Genomic DNA, 16,498 nt, shown 5'->3' with positions numbered 1-16,498 from the left:
AGTTAGTAAGAACCCTGCGGGCGAGCCAGCTTGGCGCGCTCGAAGAGCGTGACCCGCTGCCAGCTCTGTGGGCTGTAGCGCAGCATGTCGATCGGCTCGGCCCAGAGGTTCCGGGGTTTGAGGTCGGCGGCCTCGGACTTGGAGGCCAGCGCGCTGAGCGCCGCGACCAGCGCCGCGATCTCCTCATCGGTTGGGTTGCCGCTGAGCACCTGCACGTCGGCAGCCTTGACCTTCCCGGAATCGGCTTCGGTGGTTACGGTCTCGCTGGTCTCGTCGGTCACGGACGCACCTTCTTCATTCGTCACAGCGGAATGTTTCCGTGCTTCTTCGGTGGGAGCCGCACGATCTTGCGATCGAGCAAGCGCAGCGAGGTGGCGATGTAGCCGCGAGTGTGCGACGGGGGGATGACCGCATCCACGTATCCGCGCTCGGCAGCCATGTACGGGTTCACCAGGGTGTCCTCGTACTCGGCCTGCAACTGCAGACGAAGCGCGTCGACGTCTTCACCGCTCTTGGAAGCCTCGGCCAGTTGCGAGCGATACACGAACCCGACCGCGCCGGAGGCGCCCATGACGGCGATCTGTGCGGTGGGCCAGGCGACGTTGACGTCGGCACCCATGTCCTTGGAACCCATGACGCAGTACGCGCCGCCGTAGGCCTTGCGTGTGATGACCGTGATCTTCGGGACGGTGGCCTCGCCGTACGCGTAGAGCAGCTTGGCGCCGCGACGGATGATGCCGTTGTACTCCTGCTCGGTGCCGGGCAGGAAGCCGGGCACATCCACCAGAGTGATGATCGGGACGCCGAAGCAGTCGCAGGTGCGGATGAACCGCGCGGCCTTCTCCGAGGCGTTGATGTCCAGGCAGCCGGCGAACTGGGTGGGCTGGTTGGCCACGATGCCGACGCTGCGGCCGTCGACCCGGCCGAAGCCGACGATGATGTTCTGCGCGTAGCCGGCCTGCACTTCGAGGAACTCGTCGTCATCGAGGATGCGGGTGATGACCTCGTGCATGTCGTACGGCTGGTTCGGAGAATCCGGGATCAGGGTGTCCAGCTCGACGTCTTCGTCGGTGAGGTGGTCCGCGATCGCGCCGTCGGTGGGCTCGGGGCCCGGGTAGCGCGGGGGCTCGGAGGCATTGTTGGACGGCAGGTAGCTCAGGACATCGCGGACGTAGTCGAACGCGTCCTGTTCGCCGGAGGCGACATAGTGCGCGGTGCCGGACTTGGCTTCGTGGGTGTGCGCACCACCCAGCTCTTCCATGGTGACGTCCTCGCCGGTGACGGTCTTGATGACGTCGGGACCGGTGATGAACATCTGGCTGGTCTGGTCGACCATGATGATGAAGTCGGTCAACGCGGGGGAGTACACGTGCCCACCAGCGGCCGGGCCCATGATCAGCGAGATCTGCGGGATGACGCCCGAGGCGATGATGTTGTTGTGGAAGATCTGGCTGTATAGGCCCAGCGACACCACACCCTCCTGGATGCGGGCGCCGGCACCTTCGTTGATGCCGATCAGCGGGCGGCCGGTCTTGATGGCCAGCTGCTGCACCTTGACGATCTTCTCGCCGTAGACCTCGCCGAGGCTGCCGCCGAAGACAGAGACATCCTGGCTGAAGATGCAGACGTCACGGCCGTCGATGGTGCCGAAACCCGTAACCACGCCGTCGCCGAGCGGTCGCTTGGCCTCCATGCCGAAGTTGGAGCTGCGGTGCTTGGCCAGCGCGTCCAGTTCCACGAACGAGCCCTCGTCCAGCAGCGCGTAGATGCGCTCGCGGGCGGTCAGCTTGCCCTTGGCGTGGATCTTCTCGACGGCGGCCTCACCGACCGGGTGCAGCGTTTCCTCGCTGCGCCGGCGCAGATCGGCGAGCTTGCCCGCAGTGGTGTGGATATCGGGCTCGGTGGTCGTCATGGGTCCCGATGCTATCGCGACCTACCCGGGAGAATGCGCATGGGCCTTAGAGAGTTCTCAGAAATTTTGTCGAATGATTCACATCAATCGCGGTAGATAGAAGGAGATGGACAAACAGCCTGGACTGGACGCCGACCTGGTGTTCGCGATCGTGTCCCATTTCGACCGGCTCGATGCCGCCGATATACCGAGGCTGCGGTGCGCTCGGCAGCGCAGCTCGCCGGATGCCGACGGCTTCATCGGAGGTGAAGACTCCTATCACTCCGGCCCGGTCAGCATCACCAAGCTGACGGCCGAGGAGCTGCCTCAGGAGTACCGCGATCTCACGGGTGGATCATCGGGGACATGACCGCTGAGTCCATTCCCCGACCCGGTATCGCGGCCATGCTCCTGGAGCGCGTCGGCGACAGCCATCCGGGATTGCGTACCCGCGACCGCGACTGGACGTGGGATCAGGTGATCGGTGAGTCCGCCGCGCGGGCGACGCTTGCGCGAAAGCTGCGAACCGATGGGCCTTTTCACATCGGTGTGCTGCTGGAGAACGTCCCCGATTTCATCTTCTGGTTGGGCGGCGCCGCGCTGAGCGGGGCGACCATCGTCGGCATCAACCCGACGCGCGGACCGGCGGAGATGGCCGCCGAGATCCGTCACACCGACTGTCAGCTGATTGTCACCGACACTCAGCATCTCGACCGGCTACGGGGTCTCGATCTCGGTGTGACGGCCGACCGGCTGCTGGTGGTCGACAGCCCCGAGTATCTCGCACAGATCCACGAGAACCGCACTCCGGCAGCGATTTCCGACGGGGTGAGTGCCGATTCGTTGTTTCTGCTGCTGTTCACCTCTGGCACGACCGGCGCCTCCAAGGCGGTGAAATGCAGTCAGGGTCGACTGGCTCAGATCGCGCACCTGGCCACCGAGAAATTCGGGCACGTCCGCTCCGATGTCGACTATTGCTGCATGCCGTTGTTCCACGGGAACGCGCTGATGGCGTTATGGGCACCTGCGCTGGCCAACGGAGCGACGGTCTGTTTGACCCCAGCCTTCTCCGCGTCGCGATTTCTGCCCGACGTGCGGTACTTCGGTGCGACCTTCTTCACCTACGTCGGCAAGGCGCTCGGATATCTGTTGGCCACCCCGGAGCGATCCGACGACGCCGACAACCCGCTGGTGCGCGGATTCGGTACCGAGGCCTCACCCGAGGATCAGGCTGAGTTCCGGCGGCGGTTCGGCGCGGAGCTGCTCGAGGGCTACGGATCCAGCGAGGGCGGGGGAGCGGTGGTACGGGACCCCGAGGCGCCGTCCGGTGCGTTGGGGCGTCCCGCCCACGACGGTGTCGCGATCGTCGACCCGCAGACGCTACGGGACTGTGGTGCAGCCGTTCTCGACGAGCATGGACGCGTGCTCAACCCGGATGAGGCGGTCGGCGAGATCGTGGACAAACAGGGCCGGCGCGGCTTCGAGGGCTACTACAAGAACGACGATGCCGACGCCGATCGCGTCCGCAACGGGTGGTACTGGACCGGCGATCTCGGGTACCTCGACGGCGCAGGGTTCATGTACTTCGCGGGCCGTCGCGGCGACTGGATCCGGGTGGACGGCGAGAACATCTCGGCGCTGACCATCGAGCGGGTGCTGCGACGTCACCCCGCGGTGATCGCTGCCGGTGTCTACGCGGTACCCGACCCGCGTTCGGGCGATCAGGTGATGGCCTCCATCGAAGTGGTCGACCCGGACACCTTCGACGTGGACGGGTTCACCGACTATCTGTCGACACAGGAGGATTTGGGAAGCAAGGGAATTCCGCGCTTTCTCCGGGTTTCGGCCCGCCTGCCCGTTACGGGCTCCAACAAGGTGCTCAAACGCGAACTGCAGGAGCAGCGCTGGCATACCGACGAGCCCGTGTTCCGTTGGGCGGGCCGAGGCGCCCCGCTGTTCCGGCGCATGAGTTCGGATGACAAAACCGAACTCGACGCTCAATTCACGGCATATGGACGACAACGGCTGCTGTAGAGCGCACTATTGAAGGCAAGTCAGCGAAAGGACAGCCCCCGATGACTGACGAGGCGATTCGCGAAATCGACAGCGGCACAGCGATGACGAGGTTTGCCCGGGGATGGCACTGTCTGGGCTTGGCCGAGTCGTTCCAGGACGGACAGCCGCACGGCATCGAGGCGTTCGGTACCAAGCTGGTGGTGTTCGCCGACTCGCACGGCGATATCAAGGTGTTGGACGGATATTGCCGCCACATGGGCGGCGACCTGTCACAGGGCACGATCAAGGACGACAACGTGGCCTGCCCGTTCCACGATTGGCGCTGGGGCGGTGACGGCAAGTGCAAGCTGGTGCCCTACGCCAAGCGCACCCCCAAGCTGGCCCGCACCCGCAGCTGGCCCACTCTTGAGGTGAACGGTCAGCTGCTGGTGTGGCACGACCCGGAAGGGTCCACGCCGCCCCCGGAGCTGGCTCCGCCGACGATCGAAGGCTTCGAGGAAGGGAAATGGTCGTCGTGGCAATGGAATTCGATCCTCATCGAGGGGTCGCACTGTCGCGAGATCGTCGACAACAACGTGGACATGGCGCACTTCTTCTACATCCACCACGCCTATCCCACGTATTTCAAGAATGTCATCGAGGGGCAGACGGCAAGCCAGTTCATGGAGTCCAAGCCGCGGCCCGACTATGTTCCGAACCCTGAAAAGCTTTGGGAAGGAACGGGTGTGCGCTCGGAGGCGACGTATTTCGGGCCCGCGTACATGATCGACTGGATTCACAACGACCTCGGTCCGGGATTCACCGTGGAGGTAGCGCTCATCAACTGCCACTACCCGGTGACGCATGACTCCTTTGTGCTGCAGTGGGGTGTCGCCATCCAGGAGATGCCCGACCTGCCGCCGGAGAATGCGCGCAAGCTCGCCGCCGCGATGGCCAGATCGTTTGGCGATGGATTCTTGGAGGATGTCGAGATCTGGAAGAACAAGACGCGGATCGATAATCCGTTGCTCACGCAGGAGGACGGCGCGGTCTATCAGCACCGCCGCTGGTATGAGCAGTTCTATGTGAACCAGGCCGACGTCACCCCGGATATGACCGAGCGGTTCGAGATCGAGGTGGACACCACGCACGCCCACGACGTGTGGGTGCACGAGGTCGAAGAGAATCTCGCCGAGCGAGCGGCCGCGGCAACTTCCTGACAGCCCTAGGCTGGGTCCGTGACTTCGGACAGACTCACCCTTACCGACAGCCCCGGCGGACTATGGCGTCGCATCGACGTCGTCGACGAAACCGGATCCACCAACGCCGATCTGGTGGCACGAGCATCGGCAGGGGAGGACATCGACGGCGTCGTGCTGCTCGCTGAGCACCAGAGCGCCGGACGCGGCCGCCACGGCCGCAGCTGGGGCGCCCCGGCGCACACCCAACTGTCGATGTCGGTGGGCATCGGGGTGGGAGAGGTGCCTCCGGACCGGTGGGGACTGATACCGCTGTTGGCCGGGGTGGCGATCGTCGACGCCGTCGCCGAGGTCAGCGGAATCCAGGCCGGACTCAAATGGCCGAATGACGTGCTGGTGGAGGGGCGCAAGCTCTGCGGGATCCTCGCCGAGGTCGCGACGCCCCAGTCGGCCATCGTGCTTGGGCTCGGGCTCAACGCCACCTTCACCGAACATGAGTTGCCCGACCCCAACGCAACGTCCCTGACGATCCTCGGCTGGGCCAACCCGGACCGCAACGCGCTGGCACGCGCGGTACTGCGAGAACTGAGTGGCCGCATCGAGCACTGGCGGAGCGCCCGGGGTGTCGACGAGAGACTGTTGGAGGACTACCGGCAGCGCAGTGTCACCCTGGGTTCGCGGGTGCGCGCGGAACTTCCGGGCGAGCGCGAACTGATCGGCGTCGCGGTCGGGCTCGGCGATGACGGACAGCTGCGTATCGAGGATGCCGATGGCACCGTCACCGCGGTCACGGCCGGCGACATTACGCATCTGCGGCCGCTGACCGGGCAGTAAAGTCGCTGCACGTGGGGTATCCGGAAAACGTGCTCGCCGACGACGAGCAGGTGGTGTTGCATCGCCATCCACATTGGAAGCGGCTGATCGGGCCCGCGCTGGTGTTGATTCTGTCGACCGGTGCCGCCGCCTTCGTGGCCGCGATGGTCGACAACACGGACTGGCAGCCCACCGCGAAGAACGTGGTGATGATCGCCATCGGTGTGGTCTGGCTGGTGCTGGTCGGTTGGCTGAGTGTGTGGCCGTTCCTGAACTGGTTGACCACCCACTTCGTCATCACCGACCGGCGGGTGATGTTCCGTCACGGATTGCTGAGCCGTTCGGGGATCGATATCCCGCTGGCACGGGTCAACAGTGTCGAGTTCCGGCACGGCCTGGTCGACAGGATTCTGCGCACCGGCACGCTGATCATCGAATCGGCGTCACAGGACCCGCTGGAATTTCATGAGATACCGCGAGTGGAATACGTCCACTCGCTGCTGTATCACGAGGTCTTCGACACCCTCGGTTCCGAAGAGGGCGACAGCCGCTCCACCGGGCGCGGCCGGGAACGGCCGCCCGCCACGTGATGCGCCGAGCCGTATAGGCCGCGTCCGACCTCGGTGCCGTGATGCACGGTGGCGCTGTTGGGCAGCCCCGAATGCGGGTGCAGCGGCGTGACGTTCTCGGGCTCGTCCTCGTCGGAGGGCTCGGTGGTCACCAAGGCCACGGGCTGCTCCGGATGGCGCCCGAACTCGTCGGGGAACACCCAGCGGCGGAAGGCCCAGAAACGGAACGCCATCTGCAGCAGGTTGCCGATGATGTACGCGCTGATGAAGTCGGCGATGTTCTCCACCGTCAGGCTGACATTCGGTACGCGCAGCTCGAAGATGTAGCTCGACACCCACAGCGGAATCATCGCGATGATCACGCCCATGCCGCTGACCGCGAAGAACAGCAGCGCCTCGTGGTGGCGCTCCCGGCCGCCCCGGTCCCGGAAACTCCACTCCCTGTTGAGGATGTAGGAGGCGATGACGGCGATGATGCCGGAGATGATCTTGGCGGTGAGGGGCTTGGGCTCCAGGATCGTCAGCTTGAGCGCGTAGAAGATGCCCGAGTCGATGATGAACGTGGTGGCGCCGACAATTCCGAACTTGATCAGCTCGTGGTGCCGCTCGGCGACAGGCCGGATGAACCGGGGCAGCCGGGCGATGGTGGCATCGGCGAAAGACACAAATGGCGAGTGTACGGAAGATGGCATGGCAGTGCGAAGCGGTCGGCTGACGTCGCAGGGTATGGGCCGTTCGTTCAGTTGCCGCCAGGACCGGAGTCGGCGTGCACATTGCGCCATGCTCGCGGGCTCGTCCCGCGATGGGTGCGGAACCAGCGGCTGAAGTTACTGGGAGACGAAAACCCCAGCATTTCGGAGACCTCGGTCAGGCTATGGCGGTCGCTCGTGACGAGGTGGTCGGCCAATTCGAGCCGGGTGGCGTCCAACAGGGCGCTGAAACTCGTGCCTTCACTGGCCAGATGACGATGGATGGTTCGGCGGTCGGCTCCCAGGCTTCGGGCGACGTGCTCCACCGAGCAGCGCCCCAGTGGCAACAGCAGCTCGATGAGATCTCGGACACGATCGACCATCGTCGTGTCCCGAGGCCGGTCCGGCGACTCGAGAATTGTTTGGCTGTATTCACGCAGCAGGGGGTCGAAGCTGTCGTTCCGGCGGTCAAGATCGGTGGCGTACACCAGGATCTCGTCGAGCGGTTGTGCGAACTCGATGTGTGGCCCGAAGGCGCGGTGATGCATTCGTGGATCAGAAGAGGTCGCACGCCGGAGGTTGACCTTCAGCGGCTGCCACATGTTGCCCAGGAAGGTGCGGAGCACGCCGGCGAGCGCCGCCATCGCCAAATCGGTGGATTGGGTGCTCTCACCGGTTTCCTCCAGATCGAGAACCAGCCGGATGGCGGCGATTCCCCCGCGCTCGGCGACCCGGATCCGCAGGGACTCGTTGTACATCGATTCGTGTCGGCACAACAGCGTGACCACGTCGCGCACCGTGGATTGTTCCCGTAACACCAAGCTAAGCGGCCCGAGGCTCGACAGCCGACGCCGTTCGGCCAGTCGGAGGCCGAAGTCATCCAGCCCGCTGGCGTCGGCGGACGCCTCCAAGAGCGCCGCGACCGCACCGACGGCCACCCAACGGTCGGGTTGCATCAGCCCCACCGGGTCGAGCCCCTGGTCCAACAGCATGCGCGCCGGGTCCAGGCCGGCCGCCTTCGCCACCTCGACGTATCCGCTCAAGGCCGCGAATCGCACAAGTCGGACGTCCATGTTGTCCCCAAAAGAATAGAAAAGAGTCTCCTAAAGATAAGTATGTACGTGGTCATCGGCTTAGCGTCGGAGAGGCATACCACCTCGGACGAAAGGGCGGGCCATGGCCTACGCGGTACGGATTCACGAGACCGGCGGACCGGAGGTTCTGCGCGGGGCGAACGTTCGAGTCGGTGACCCGGGACCCGGCGAAGTGAGGATTCGGCATCACGCGGTGGGTTTGAACTTCGCGGACACCTATTTCCGGACCGGTGTGTACCCCGTAGCGCTGCCCGCGGGTATGGGGGTGGAGGCGTCGGGTGTCATCGAGGCGACCGGGCCCGGGGTGCGCGAGTTCACCGTGGGTGAGCGGGTCACGTACACGGGCAGCCCGTTGGGTGCCTACAGCACCGAACGCGTCATGTCCGCCGCGCATCTCATCGCTCTGCCCGACGACGTTTCCTTCGATACCGCATCGGCTGTCACCATGCGGGGACTGACCACCGCATACCTGCTGCGGCGGATTCATCCGCTGCGGCCTGGAGACACCGTGCTGCTGCACGCCGCCGCGGGCGGCGTCGGGCTGATGTTCCTGCAGTGGGCGAAGCTGCTGGGCGTCAACGTCATTGGCACCGTCTCTACCGAGCAAAAGGCCGAGATTGCCCGGGCCAACGGTTGCGCGCACGTGCTCATCTACCCGCGGGAGGATGTTGCCCGACGGGTACGCGAGCTCACCGATGGAGCGGGAGTTTCCGTCGTCTACGACGGAATCGGCCAGACGACCCATCAATCCTCACTGGACTCGCTGGCGCGGCGGGGGCTGCTGGTGTGTTTCGGCACCGCATCGGGGCCGGTGCCGCCGATCGATGCGATGCAGTTGGCGGCCAAGGGGTCGCTATACGTCACCAGACCGGCGCTGGCCGACTACATCGCCGACCCGGCCGAGCGGGCAGAGCTTGCCGGGGAGTTGTTCGGGCATATCGCCGCGCACCGGATACGCGTCGACATCGGGCGCCGCTACGCGCTCGACGAGGCCGTGCAGGCGCATCGCGATCTGGAGTCCGGTGTCACGGTCGGGCAGTCCGTCTTCTCACTGTGACGGGTGATGCGGCCAGCATGACAACATATGTCTGTGTCTGATGGTCTTCGCGCAAGCGGCTCAGCTGTGTCCGCGACTCCCGTGGTCACCATGATCGGTGGCGGTCAGCTGGCCCGGATGACCCATCAGGCGTCGATCGCTCTCGGTCAGACCCTGCGGGTGCTGGCCCATGCCGCCGATGAACCGGCGGCTCAAGTAACCCCCGATGTCGTCCTTGGTTCGCATACCGACCTGGACGACCTGCGTCGTGCCGCCAAGGACGCCACCGTGGTCACCTTCGATCACGAGCATGTTCCCACCGCGTTCCTGGAAACCCTGCAGAACGAGGGCGTCAACGTGCAGCCGCCGCCGTCCGCCCTCATCTACGCGCAGGACAAGACGTTCATGCGGCGCAAGCTGCGGGACATCGGCGCGCCGGTGCCTGGTTTCGCCGACGTCCGAACCGTCGCCGATGTCGAGCGATTCGCCGCGGAGACGGGTAGCCGGGTCGTGCTGAAGGCGGTGCGTGGCGGATACGACGGTCGCGGGGTGTGGATCACCGATGATCTCGACGAGGCGCGTGCGGTGGCCGCCGAGCAACTGGCCGCCGGAGTGGAGCTGCTTGCCGAGGAGCGCGTGGACATGCGGCGCGAACTGTCGGCCATGGTGGCCCGCTCTCCCTTTGGGCAGGGTGCCGCCTGGCCGGTGGTGGAAACCGTTCAGCGGAACGGGATTTGCGCCGTGGTGATCGCTCCGGCGCCCGAATTGCCCGAGAACCTGGCGCTGGAAGCTGAGCAGCTGGCGTTGCGGATCGCCGACGAACTCGGTGTGACCGGGTGTCTGGCGGTGGAGCTGTTCGAAACCAACGACGGTCGGCTGCTGGTCAACGAGTTGGCGATGCGACCGCACAATTCCGGGCATTGGAGCATGGACGGCGCGCGGACCGGGCAGTTCGAGCAGCACCTGCGTGCCGTGCTGGATTACCCGCTCGGCTCCACCGCGCCGCTGGCCCCCGTCACCGTGATGGCGAACGTGCTGGGTGCGCCGGAGACGCCGGCGATGTCGCTCGACGAGCGCATGCACCACCTGATGGGCCGCATCCCGGAGGCGAAGGTGCATCTGTACGGCAAGGGCGAGCGCCCGGGCCGCAAGCTCGGGCATGTGAATATTCAAGGCCGCGTGGATGGTTCGCTGGCCGACCCGCACTATGTCGCGGAGGTCCGCGAGCGCGCCGAGCGCGCGGCGCACTGGTTGTCACACGGGATATGGACGGATGGTTGGCGGGCACATGCTGATGAGCGCTAACGCGAAGAAGGGATGGCACAAGTGAGCGCACGGGTCGGCTTGATCATGGGCAGCGACAGCGACTGGTCGGTGATGTCGGATGCCGCGAATGCCTTGGCGGAGTTTGAGATTCCGTTCGAGGTGGGTGTCGTCTCGGCGCACCGCACCCCCGGGCGCATGCTGGAGTACGCACAGACAGCCGCTGAGCGGGGCATTGAAGTGATCATCGCCGGCGCCGGTGGTGCCGCGCACCTGCCGGGCATGGTGGCCTCGGCGACCCCGCTGCCGGTGATCGGTGTGCCGGTACCGCTGGCCCGGCTGGACGGCCTGGATTCCCTGCTGTCCATCGTGCAGATGCCCGCCGGCGTTCCGGTCGCGACGGTGTCCATCGGTGGAGCCCGCAACGCCGGACTGCTTGCCGCACGAATCCTCGGCGTCTCCGACGCCGCGCTGCGGGACAAGGTCGTCGCCTTCCAGGCGAGCATGGAAGCCACCGTTTTGGAGAAAGACGAGGCCCTGCGGCGCAGACTGATGGGCGAAGAGATTTGACCGTGACGTACAGTTAATGCCGACTAACTCTGATGGACGCTGGAGGCATGATGGCAGGAAACCCGTCGTTTGACCTGTTCAAGCTGGCTGAGGAGCACGACGAGTTGCGTGCTGCCATCCGTGGTCTGGCCGAGAAAGAGATCGCTCCCTACGCCAAGGACGTCGACGAGAAGGCGCGTTTCCCCGAGGAAGCGCTCAGCGCACTGGTTGCCTCCGGCTTCAATGCCGTGCACGTCCCGGAGGAGTACGACGGTCAGGGCGCCGACAGCGTGGCCGCCTGCATCGTCATCGAAGAGGTGGCCCGGGTCTGCGCGTCGTCGTCACTGATCCCCGCCGTCAACAAGCTCGGCACCATGGGCCTGATCCTCAGCGGTTCGGAAGAGCTGAAGAAGCAGGTCTTGCCCTCGATTGCCAGTGGCGAGGCAATGGCCTCCTACGCGCTCTCCGAGCGAGAGGCCGGCAGCGACGCGGCCGGCATGCGCACCCGCGCCAAGGCCGATGGTGATGACTGGGTCATCAACGGCTCCAAGTGTTGGATCACCAACGGCGGGAAGTCCTCCTGGTACACCGTGATGGCAGTGACCGACCCGGAGAAGAAGGCGCATGGAATCTCCGCGTTCATGGTGCACAAGGACGACGAGGGATTCACCGTCGGTCCGCTGGAGCACAAGCTCGGCATCAAGGGTTCGCCGACGGCCGAGCTGTACTTCGAGAACTGCCGCATCCCGGGTGACCGAATCATCGGGCAGCCGGGTACCGGCTTCAAGACCGCCCTCGAGACGCTGGACCACACCCGTCCGACCATCGGCGCGCAGGCCCTCGGCATCGCGCAGGGTGCGCTGGACCAGGCCATCGCATACACCAAGGACCGCAAGCAGTTTGGCCGGTCCATCAGTGACTTCCAGGGTGTGCAGTTCATGCTCGCCGACATGGCGATGAAGGTGGAAGCCGCCCGGTTGATGGTCTACACGGCCGCGGCCCGCGCCGAGCGTGGCGAGAAGGGGCTGGGCTTCATCTCGTCGGCCTCGAAGTGCTTCGCGTCCGATGTGGCCATGGAGGTCACCACCGACGCCGTGCAGTTGTTCGGTGGCGCGGGGTACACCACGGACTTCCCGGTGGAGCGCATGATGCGCGATGCCAAGATCACCCAGATCTACGAGGGCACCAACCAGATTCAGCGCGTCGTCATGAGTCGCGCGCTGCTGACTTCCTAACACCGTGATGTCGAGATGACATTGGCGCTGGTGTTTTCGACTAAACACCAGCGCCAACGTCATCTCGCGTTAGGGGAGACGCTTTGTGACCTTCTCGGTTGCCACCCGTCGTTCTTGCGCGGCGGCATCGGGATTGGCCACCTGCACCAGCGATGCCCCGGCGATGAGCACCGCCAGCAGGTTGGCGATCAGCGACTGCGGGGTACCCCAGGAGCCCGCGCTCAGCACTCGATCCTCGGCGGTGATTCCTTGTTCGGCGGCACTTTCACGTGCGGCGGCGGCGATCTCGTCAACGCCTTGACCGTCCAGCGCGGGTCCGGCGCCGCCGGGGGAGAAGCGATCGCCGTGTACCCGGACCGCCGTCGAATAATCGGTCAACCCGAGCGGTAGGTCGGGCACCGGGCGCCCGAACGCGTCGAGAGACAGCACGCACACCTCATCGGCGTCCGGCTCGTCACCGAGCGTGCAGAAGGCCACGTCGGCGCCGTCGTCAGCGAACACCACTTCCGCTCCGGCCCACCAGATTCCGAGCAGCACACCCGCGGTCTGCCAGTGTGCGGGCAGTCGCACCGCGACCGTCGAACCCGGACCCGCGCCGAACTCGTCGCGCAACATGTTCGCGGTCTTGGCGGCCCAGTTGGCCAGCGTCACGGTCGAGAGCTCGATGCGTTCGCCGGTGGCGTCGTCGTAGTAGGTGATCCGTGGGGCCGGACTGTTCACGTCGCCCAGTAGCAGAGACGTCAGGTTCATCAGTTGACGCAGCGAGGTCCGTTGGCCGCGGTGAAGATGGGCGACTGGGGTGGCGGGGGCGCGTCTTCCTCCATGGTGGAACCGGTCTCCGAGGCGGCCGGCGTGGTCTCGCGGCCGGACCCCGGACCGTGGTAATCGTTCGACAACACCACGCGGACGGTGCGTTCGGGCAGACCCTGCTTCTGCACCACGGGCAACCCCAAGGCCTCGGCCACCGCCTTGGCGCCCATGTCGTCCTCCTGCGCGGCTTGGACCTGACTGCTGCCCGCGTGGTCGGCCTCGTTGTTGCCGACCTTCCCGGCCGTGAAACCCTTGCCCACCAACAGCTCCGACACCGCGGCGGCCAGACCGTTGATCTGTGTCTCGTTGACGACGTCGGCGGTCGTCTGGTCCTTGGAGTAGGTGGCCTCGTCGGTCTTGCCCTGCTCCTGCTGATCCAGCAGGCTGCCCACCCAGCTGCGTACCTGGTCGGGATCGACCTTCACGACACTCTGCGTGCCGTCCTCGGTCCAGCCGTCCTCACGCAGGATGGGGATGGTCGCGAATGCCACGTTGCCCCCGGAGAGCTTCTGCAGCTGTTGAATGAAGTCCATGACGTCCCAGCCCTGGCTGAGTACGACCGTGCGGGTGATCGCATCGCGGAGCGCACCCAACGTGCTGGGATTCGTCAGCGTTCCCCCGGAGAGCGCCGAATGGGCCAGCGACGACATCACCACCTGCTGGCGGACCACCCGATCGAGGTCGCCGCGCGGCAGGTCGTGGCGCTGGCGCACGAAGCTGAGCGCGTTCGGGCCGTCGAGTGTCTGCGGGCCGGCCGGGAAGTCGGCGCCCGACATCGGTTCGTAGACCGCCTCGTTGAGGCAGACGTTCACGCCACCGAGTGCATTGGTCATCAGCACGAATCCGAGCATGCTGACCTCGGCGTAGCGATCCACGGTGACACCGGTCAGCTTGGCGACGGTCTGGATGAGCGCGGAACGTCCGGCGTCCACCGACTCGCGCTCGGCGGCCTCCAACGTCTCACCGGACTCGACGCGTTTTTGACGGTCGTTCTCCTTGGCTTCGCCGTAGACGCCGTTGATCTTTCCCTTGGTGCCGTCCGGGATCGAGACATAGGAGTCGCGTGGGATCGAGATCGCGGTGGCCGACTTCCCGTTGTTGGGGATGCGGATGAGGATGATGGTGTCGGTATTGGTGGCCGTCTCGTCGCCGGCTCGCAGCATCGAGAGTTCGTCCTGCGAGAGGGGATTGCCGTGAGCATCGCTGCGGCTGTCGACACCCACCATCAGAATGTCGATCGCGCCGTCGTTGGGCTTCCCGGCATTGCCGAACAGGCCGGGAAGATCGAACCGGGCAATGTTCGGATCGATGTTGCCGATCTTCCCCCACGCGGCGCCCGTGACCACCATGACGGCGACCGCGGCCACCATCGCGATGCCACGCCACAGCGGGCGCGGCGCCTCCGCCTGCGATGAGGCCCCCGCGCGTGGAGCGTGAGGGTCAGTCACGATGTGGGTCCATTTCCTCTCCGGGCCGGCATTCGCCGGGCAACGTGTCTCAAGCCTTGTCAAGGCTACGTCGCGGTGGCGCCCATCCTTCGCAAGCGAAGTCGGCGTGCCAGACTCTCGGTGTGCTTGTTATCACCGGAGCGGGTGGCCAGCTGGGCACCCATCTCATTGCTCGCGCGGCCCGTCGTGGCATCCCCATCAGGGCGCTGAAGTCGTCTGATTGGGATGTTACCGCCGGTGATGCACCTAGCGGCGTGGTAGCCAACGGGGACACCGTCATCAACTGCGCGGCCTACACCGCCGTCGATGCCGCGGAATCAGACGAAGCCAGGGCCTATGCGGTCAACGCCACCGGCGCTGCCAACGTCGCGCGGGTGTGCCGAGATGTTGGCGCCAAGCTGATCCATATATCCACCGACTACGTCTTCAACGGTGATTTCGGGGACATCGCGCCTACGCCGTATCGGCCCGATGCCGCCACGGACCCGCAGGGGGTGTACGGCCGGACCAAGCTTGCCGGGGAGCAGGCAGTGCACGAGGCGCTGCCGTCTGCGCATGTGGTGCGTACGGCCTGGGTGTACACGGGGGTGGGTGGCGATTTTGTCGGAATCATGCGAAGGCTTGCCGCCGGCGACGGGCCAGTGCGGGTGGTGACCGACCAGACCGGATCCCCTACATACGCCGCAGATCTCGCCGAGGCGCTGTTGGACTTGGCGGCGGCCGACGTCGATGCCCCGATCCTGCATGCCACCGGGGGCGGCGTGGTGAACCGCTTCGATTGGGCCAAGGCCGTGTTCGACCTGGTCGGTGCCGATAGTTTGCGAGTCCAGCCCTGCCTTTCCGCCGACATGCCGAGGCCGGCCCCGCGCCCGCCCTACTCGGCCCTCGATGGCAGCCAATGGGCCGCCGCGGGCTTGCCGCCGCTGCGCCCGTGGCATGCGGCGCTGGCTGAGGCGTTGGCCACACACCAAGGGTAGGTACCCTCTAGCACCGTGCTGGATCCTCATCGCGCAAGCGGCCCTTCGGCGACCGAGCAGGTCGCCGTGGTGACGGTGACGTACTCGCCCGGCGAGCACTTGCACCGTTTCCTGCGGACGCTGCGGCATGCCACGGAGCTGCCGCTGCGGGTGATCCTTGCCGACAACGGTTCGACGGATGGCGCCCCCGAGGCCGCTGCCGAGGAACCCGATGTCGAGCTGCTCCGCACCGGAGGCAATGTCGGCTATGGCAAGGCCGCCAACTTGGGAGTCGCGCAGATCGACCCCGACGCCGAATGGATCGTGGTCGCGAACCCCGATGTGCAGTGGGGGCCGGGAAGCATCGATGCGCTGCTGGAGGTCGCACAGCGCTGGCCCGCCGCGGGTGCGCTGGGTCCGCTGATTCGTGAGCCGGACGGCACCGTGTATCCCTCGGCGCGGGTGATGCCGACCCTGACCGGGGGCGGACTCCACGCACTGCTGGGCACGGTGTGGCCCACCAACCCGTGGACCGCGGCCTACCGCCAGGACCGGATGGAACCGTCCGAACGCGTCGTGGGATGGCTCTCGGGCTCTTGCCTGTTGCTTCGGCGCAAGGCGTTCGATTCCATCGGCGGGTTCGACGCGCGGTACTTCATGTACATGGAAGACGTCGATCTCGGGGACCGGCTGGCACGTGCCGGTTGGCAGAACGTGTACGCCCCCAGCTCGGAAGTTGTGCATGCGAAAGGCCATGCGGCCGGGCGTGATCCGGCGCGCAGCCTCACCGCGCACCACGACAGCGTCTACATTTTTCAATCGGACCGGCATCCGCACTGGTGGCAGGCGCCGCTGCGCTGGAGCATTCGGGGCGCGCTGGCGGCGCGATCCGCGATCGTGGTGCGAGCGGCCATCCGCGCCAATCGGCGCCGGGACAAGCAAGGAGGGTGA

General features: G+C 65.9%; 16 protein-coding genes and 2 pseudogenes. 12 read left to right on the top strand and 6 right to left on the bottom strand.

Going from position 1 to position 16,498, the window contains the following annotated elements; genetic code table 11:
- Window positions 1-2 precede the first annotated feature (2 nt).
- Together MYCSP_RS16955 and MYCSP_RS16950 are read right to left on the bottom strand one after the other, a co-directional pair.
- Window positions 3-305, bottom strand: a complete 303-nt coding sequence (locus MYCSP_RS16955; RefSeq protein ID WP_407661558.1) for an acyl-CoA carboxylase epsilon subunit — start codon at window positions 303-305, stop codon at window positions 3-5.
- The gene (locus MYCSP_RS16950) at window positions 302-1,912 is read right to left on the bottom strand and encodes an acyl-CoA carboxylase subunit beta (protein WP_083013652.1); all 1,611 of its coding nucleotides are present in this window, start codon (window positions 1,910-1,912) and stop codon (window positions 302-304) included. The genes MYCSP_RS16955 and MYCSP_RS16950 overlap by 4 nt, the downstream gene beginning before the upstream one ends.
- A 106-nt stretch (window positions 1,913-2,018) precedes the next feature.
- On the opposite strand from MYCSP_RS16950, the pseudogene MYCSP_RS23170 reads away from it, so the two are divergent.
- The 6 genes and pseudogenes from MYCSP_RS23170 to MYCSP_RS16925 all read left to right on the top strand — a co-directional run.
- A pseudogene (locus MYCSP_RS23170) lies at window positions 2,019-2,143 on the top strand (PucR family transcriptional regulator); the annotation flags it as partial.
- Window positions 2,136-2,261 (top strand): annotated as a pseudogene (locus MYCSP_RS16945) (nuclear transport factor 2 family protein); the annotation flags it as partial. The pseudogenes MYCSP_RS23170 and MYCSP_RS16945, both read left to right, overlap by 8 nt.
- Window positions 2,258-3,925: an AMP-binding protein gene (locus MYCSP_RS16940; RefSeq protein ID WP_083013651.1), complete on the top strand. Its 1,668-nt coding sequence runs from the start codon at window positions 2,258-2,260 to the stop codon at window positions 3,923-3,925. The pseudogene MYCSP_RS16945 and the gene MYCSP_RS16940, both read left to right, overlap by 4 nt.
- Before the next feature lie 41 nt (window positions 3,926-3,966).
- On the top strand, window positions 3,967-5,106 hold the full coding sequence (locus MYCSP_RS16935; RefSeq protein ID WP_083013650.1) for a Rieske 2Fe-2S domain-containing protein: 1,140 nt from the start codon (window positions 3,967-3,969) through the stop codon (window positions 5,104-5,106).
- Window positions 5,107-5,124: 18 nt separating this feature from the next.
- Window positions 5,125-5,919, top strand: a complete 795-nt coding sequence (locus MYCSP_RS16930) for a biotin--[acetyl-CoA-carboxylase] ligase (RefSeq protein WP_070909539.1) — start codon at window positions 5,125-5,127, stop codon at window positions 5,917-5,919.
- Window positions 5,920-5,930: 11 nt separating this feature from the next.
- The gene (locus MYCSP_RS16925; RefSeq protein WP_083013649.1) at window positions 5,931-6,488 is read left to right on the top strand and encodes a PH domain-containing protein; all 558 of its coding nucleotides are present in this window, start codon (window positions 5,931-5,933) and stop codon (window positions 6,486-6,488) included.
- On the opposite strand, the gene MYCSP_RS16920 is transcribed toward MYCSP_RS16925, so the two are convergent.
- Both MYCSP_RS16920 and MYCSP_RS16915 read right to left on the bottom strand, forming a co-directional pair.
- On the bottom strand, window positions 6,404-7,132 hold the full coding sequence (locus MYCSP_RS16920) for a GtrA family protein (protein ID WP_070909542.1): 729 nt from the start codon (window positions 7,130-7,132) through the stop codon (window positions 6,404-6,406). The genes MYCSP_RS16925 and MYCSP_RS16920 overlap by 85 nt on opposite strands.
- Before the next feature lie 74 nt (window positions 7,133-7,206).
- Entirely contained in the window at window positions 7,207-8,229 is a 1,023-nt protein-coding gene (locus tag MYCSP_RS16915; RefSeq protein WP_083013648.1) for an AraC family transcriptional regulator, read from the bottom strand.
- Between the two features lie 103 nt (window positions 8,230-8,332).
- Between MYCSP_RS16915 and MYCSP_RS16910 the strand changes: the two genes are divergently transcribed.
- The 4 genes from MYCSP_RS16910 (at window position 8,333) to MYCSP_RS16895 (ending at window position 12,333) form a co-directional block, all read left to right on the top strand.
- Window positions 8,333-9,307 carry a quinone oxidoreductase family protein gene (locus tag MYCSP_RS16910; protein WP_088414451.1) on the top strand — a complete coding sequence of 325 codons (975 nt, stop codon included), beginning with the start codon at window positions 8,333-8,335 and terminating at the stop codon, window positions 9,305-9,307.
- 66 nt (window positions 9,308-9,373) lie between these two features.
- A complete protein-coding gene (locus tag MYCSP_RS16905; protein ID WP_083335712.1) occupies window positions 9,374-10,591 on the top strand; it encodes a 5-(carboxyamino)imidazole ribonucleotide synthase in 1,218 nt (405 codons plus the stop codon).
- Window positions 10,592-10,612: 21 nt separating this feature from the next.
- Window positions 10,613-11,119, top strand: coding sequence for a 5-(carboxyamino)imidazole ribonucleotide mutase (gene purE, locus MYCSP_RS16900; RefSeq protein ID WP_083335786.1), 507 nt, complete (start codon window positions 10,613-10,615; stop codon window positions 11,117-11,119).
- A gap of 50 nt (window positions 11,120-11,169) precedes the next feature.
- Window positions 11,170-12,333 (top strand): acyl-CoA dehydrogenase, encoded by a 1,164-nt coding sequence (locus tag MYCSP_RS16895; RefSeq protein ID WP_070910049.1) that lies wholly within the window; start codon window positions 11,170-11,172, stop codon window positions 12,331-12,333.
- A gap of 69 nt (window positions 12,334-12,402) precedes the next feature.
- Here MYCSP_RS16895 and MYCSP_RS16890 read toward each other — a convergent pair whose 3' ends face one another.
- Together MYCSP_RS16890 and MYCSP_RS16885 are read right to left on the bottom strand one after the other, a co-directional pair.
- On the bottom strand, window positions 12,403-13,086 hold the full coding sequence (locus MYCSP_RS16890) for a TIGR03089 family protein (RefSeq protein WP_088414449.1): 684 nt from the start codon (window positions 13,084-13,086) through the stop codon (window positions 12,403-12,405).
- Window positions 13,083-14,591, bottom strand: coding sequence for an LCP family protein (locus MYCSP_RS16885; RefSeq protein ID WP_083013644.1), 1,509 nt, complete (start codon window positions 14,589-14,591; stop codon window positions 13,083-13,085). The genes MYCSP_RS16890 and MYCSP_RS16885 overlap by 4 nt, the downstream gene beginning before the upstream one ends.
- 122 nt (window positions 14,592-14,713) lie before the next feature.
- On the opposite strand from MYCSP_RS16885, the gene rfbD reads away from it, so the two are divergent.
- Both rfbD and MYCSP_RS16875 read left to right on the top strand, forming a co-directional pair.
- Entirely contained in the window at window positions 14,714-15,568 is an 855-nt protein-coding gene (rfbD, locus tag MYCSP_RS16880; protein ID WP_083013643.1) for a dTDP-4-dehydrorhamnose reductase, read from the top strand.
- Between the two features lie 15 nt (window positions 15,569-15,583).
- The gene (locus MYCSP_RS16875) at window positions 15,584-16,498 is read left to right on the top strand and encodes a glycosyltransferase family 2 protein (protein ID WP_088414447.1); all 915 of its coding nucleotides are present in this window, start codon (window positions 15,584-15,586) and stop codon (window positions 16,496-16,498) included.

Source organism: Mycobacteroides saopaulense (assembly GCF_001456355.1).
GTDB classification, from domain to species: Bacteria; Actinomycetota; Actinomycetes; order Mycobacteriales; family Mycobacteriaceae; genus Mycobacterium; species Mycobacterium saopaulense.
The sequence above is the reverse complement of the archived record's forward strand: the minus strand, read 5'-3'. Positions and strand labels throughout refer to the sequence as shown.